The 3,239-nt window shown below is 67.4% G+C and carries 3 protein-coding genes and 1 pseudogene; 1 reads left to right on the top strand and 3 read right to left on the bottom strand.

Translation table 11 applies throughout. The features are described from left to right. Positions 1 to 157: 157 nt before the first annotated feature. Together AOZ53_RS00360 and AOZ53_RS00355 are read right to left on the bottom strand one after the other, a co-directional pair. Positions 158 to 1,354 (bottom strand): DUF3734 domain-containing protein, encoded by a 1,197-nt coding sequence (locus tag AOZ53_RS00360; protein ID WP_054486565.1) that lies wholly within the window; start codon positions 1,352 to 1,354, stop codon positions 158 to 160. A gap of 19 nt (positions 1,355 to 1,373) precedes the next feature. After that, positions 1,374 to 1,970 carry a DUF4136 domain-containing protein gene (locus tag AOZ53_RS00355; protein WP_082385459.1) on the bottom strand — a complete coding sequence of 199 codons (597 nt, stop codon included), beginning with the start codon at positions 1,968 to 1,970 and terminating at the stop codon, positions 1,374 to 1,376. A gap of 199 nt (positions 1,971 to 2,169) precedes the next feature. Between AOZ53_RS00355 and AOZ53_RS00350 the strand changes: the two genes are divergently transcribed. Next, complete coding sequence (locus tag AOZ53_RS00350; protein WP_054431661.1) at positions 2,170 to 2,964, top strand: TOBE domain-containing protein; 795 nt, start codon at positions 2,170 to 2,172, stop codon at positions 2,962 to 2,964. Between the two features lie 89 nt (positions 2,965 to 3,053). On the opposite strand, the pseudogene AOZ53_RS00345 reads toward AOZ53_RS00350, so the two are convergent. After that, positions 3,054 to 3,239 (bottom strand): annotated as a pseudogene (locus AOZ53_RS00345) (ABC transporter ATP-binding protein); the annotation flags it as partial.

Below are 3,239 nucleotides of genomic sequence, written 5' to 3'. Positions count from 1 at the left end.
ATATCGGCGTCTCCAGCGGGCGCGGGCGCGGCGTGGAAGACGGCGGCCCGGACCCGGAACAAGGTTTCAAGTCTTGCCGAAAGACTACCGTTGCTGACGCCATTGTGCGGCGGGTTTCCCTTGGAATCAGACGGATCCCAGCCTGGCCCGTGGCGGCTCAGGCCGTGTGCTTGCCATTGCGATGGATGTCGTGGGCCACGAAGCAGCTGTCCTGCGTCGGGCGCGCCAGGATGCCCGGCTTGGCCAGCGTCTGGCGGATGTCGGCCAGGCCCGACTCCCAGTGCTCGCGCATGGCCTCGGTGCCGAACTCGTAGTCCTTGGAGAAGCGCTCGCGGTGCTTGGACTCGTAGATCAGGTTGATGATGTTGGTGGCCGGGGTCTTGGCCAGGCGGCGGATCTCGGCCAGTTCAGGCGCGGCGCGCTCCTTGTCGGGCAGGCATTCCAGCAGCTGCTGCAGGCCATGGCGCAGCTTGAGCACGCGCCGCAGCTGGTCGGTGACCATGCGGGTCCGGCTGGAGTACTGGATGTCCTTCTGGCGCTCGGCCACTTCCTCGAGCGTGGTCGGCAGCCCGCCGCGCGCCGGCCACAGGTCGACCTGGAAGGCCAGCGTGTCGCGCATCGTCTCGCTGGTCAGCACCTGCGCCAGCGGTGTATTGGACACCACGCCGCCATCCCAGTAGTGCTCGCCGTCGATCTCCACCGACGGGAAGCCGGGCGGCAAGGCGCCGGACGCCATGATGTGCTCGGGCCGCAGGGTGTCCTTGAGACTGTCGAAATAGGCGAAATTGCCGCTGCGCACGTTGACCACGCCGAAACTGGCGCGCACCGCGCCGGAATTGAGCAGGTCGAAATCCACGTACTCGCGCAAGGTCGCGGCCAGCGGCGTGGTGTCGTAGAAACTGGTGGACGCCGCGCCCTTGCCGTGCACCCAGTACGGCGGCGGGAAGCGCGGCTTGAAAAAGCCCGGCTGCCCCGAGAACAGCGCCTGGAACGCCGACAGCTGGCCGTTCATGGCGGGCGAGCCGAAGCCGAACGGGATGCCCTCGAACATGCCCGCCAGCGTGTCGCCCCAGGGCACCGAGGCGAAGCCCGCGGGCCGGCAGATGCTTTCCCAGAAACCGCGCAGCCGTTCGATGCGCTCGTCCTCGCGGGAGCCGGCGATGATGGCCGCGTTGATCGAGCCGATGGAGATGCCGGAGATCCAGTTGGGGCGGATGCCGGCCTCGTGCAGGCCCTGGTACACCCCCGCCTGGTACGAGCCGAGGGCGCCGCCGCCCTGCAGCACCAGCGCCACGGTGTCATAGGCCGGCGTCGCGCCGGTGTCGGGGGAAGCGGCCTTGCGGCGAGTACTCATGCGGGTTTCCTTGCGAAAGCTAGGGTTTGGTCTTGTCCGGCAATTGCGGCGCCGCGACGCCGGCGCGGAACGGATACCTGGCGAAGATCTCCGCCACGGCCTTGTCGACGTTCTCGGCCGAGGTCGCCATCTCGGGGTTGCGCACCTCGCCGACCGCGACGCCCTCCCACACCAGCTGCTTGCGGCGCGGATCGACCAGATCGATGTTGAGCGTGCCCTCGGTGTACTGATAGACGGTGTCGCCCCAGCCGTAGCCGGGCCAGCCGCCATAGAAGCCCGAGCGATAGCCGTAATACGGCCCCATCGGCGGCGGCGCCTCGGTCACCTGGGTCTTTTGCTGCAGCTTGCCATTGAAATTGACCAGCAGGTCGGGGTTGGCGGCGCTGTAGACATAGCCGCGCATTTCCATCTGGCCGCGGGTGGCGTCCTTGAGCCGCTCGGTCAGCAAGGTGCTGTAGCCGGCCTTGTCGGTGCCCAGCGGCGACATGTAGCCGAAGGTCCGGTAGCGGGAGAAATCCGCCTGGTGGTCGTAATCGCTCTTGACGGTGGGGCCGGAGGCGCAGGCCGCCAACAGCGCCGCCATGGAACCCGATGCCAGCATTTTCAGCGCTTTCATGTCGATCTCCAAGAAGCGGGGCCGCGAGCCGGCCCCCTGGTGCCTACGTACATCAACACACCCTGAGCGCGTCCATAGTGCCGCGAAGCGGATAAAGTTTCAACAGCATCTCATTCTCATCCGATATATCTCAAACGGCGGCGGGGCGGGCTCCATTACACTCGGGGTTACTTCCAGACCCTGACCACACCTGATACCGATGTTGGAACTCGACGGCTCGATTTGGTTTCGTTCCGGCGCCCAGAACTGGGGCGGCAAGAACCGCATAGACCTGCTGGCGCAGATCGACGCCACCGGCTCGATCACGGCCGCCGCGCGCGCGGTCGGCATGAGCTACAAGGGCGCCTGGGACGCCATCGACGCCATGAACAACCTGGCGGGCGAACCGCTGGTGCTGCGCGCGGCCGGCGGCAAGGGCGGCGGCGGCACGCGCCTGACCGACCGGGCGCGCGGCCTGATCGCGACATTCCGGGCGCTCGAGTCCGAGCACCGCAAATTCATGGACAACCTGACGCGCGCCGGCCTCGATGCCAGCGGCGACATCGACTTGATGAGGCGATTTATGTTGAAAACCAGCGCACGCAACAAACTCATGGGCACCGTGATGGAAGTCCGCACCGGGGCCGTCAACGACGAGATCCTGCTGCGCATCGCCGGCGGCCAGGTCATCACGGCCACCATCACCCGCGAAAGCACCCAGGAACTGGAACTGGCGCCCGGCAAGGAAGCGCTGGCGCTGGTCAAGGCCTCGTCGGTGATCGTCGGCGCGCCCGGCCCCGGCCTGCGGCTGTCGGCCCGCAACCAGCTGCCCGGCACCATCACGGCGGTGCGCACCGGCGCGGTCAACAGCGAGATCCTGATCGGACTGGAAGGCGGCACCACGCTGGTGGCCATCGTCACCAACGAAAGCGCGCAGGACCTTGGACTGGGCGAAGGCGCCGAAGCGGTGGCCGTGTTCAAGGCCTCGAGCGTGATCCTGGGCGTGCTCGACTGATCGCGGCCCGCCGCGGCCAGGCGCCCGCCCGGCGCGGCATACGACCTCGGGCGGCAGCGGCATTCAAGATCTGAACGCCGCCCCGGCCTTCAAACGCCCACGTCCTCGTCGCGGCGGCGCACCTTGCCGTCCCGAACTTCGAAGACCTCGTCGGCCAGCGCCTCGACGTCGGCCGGATCGTGGGTGATCAACAGCATCGGCACGTCCAGCTGGCGTTGCAGCGTGTTCAATTCCTGGCGCATCTTGCCGCGCAGTTGCGAGTCCAGCGCCGAGAA

This window comes from Achromobacter sp. 2789STDY5608621 (assembly GCF_001299375.1).
GTDB classification, from domain to species: domain Bacteria; phylum Pseudomonadota; class Gammaproteobacteria; order Burkholderiales; family Burkholderiaceae_B; genus Achromobacter; species Achromobacter insuavis.
The sequence above is the reverse complement of the archived record's forward strand: the minus strand, read 5'-3'. Positions and strand labels throughout refer to the sequence as shown.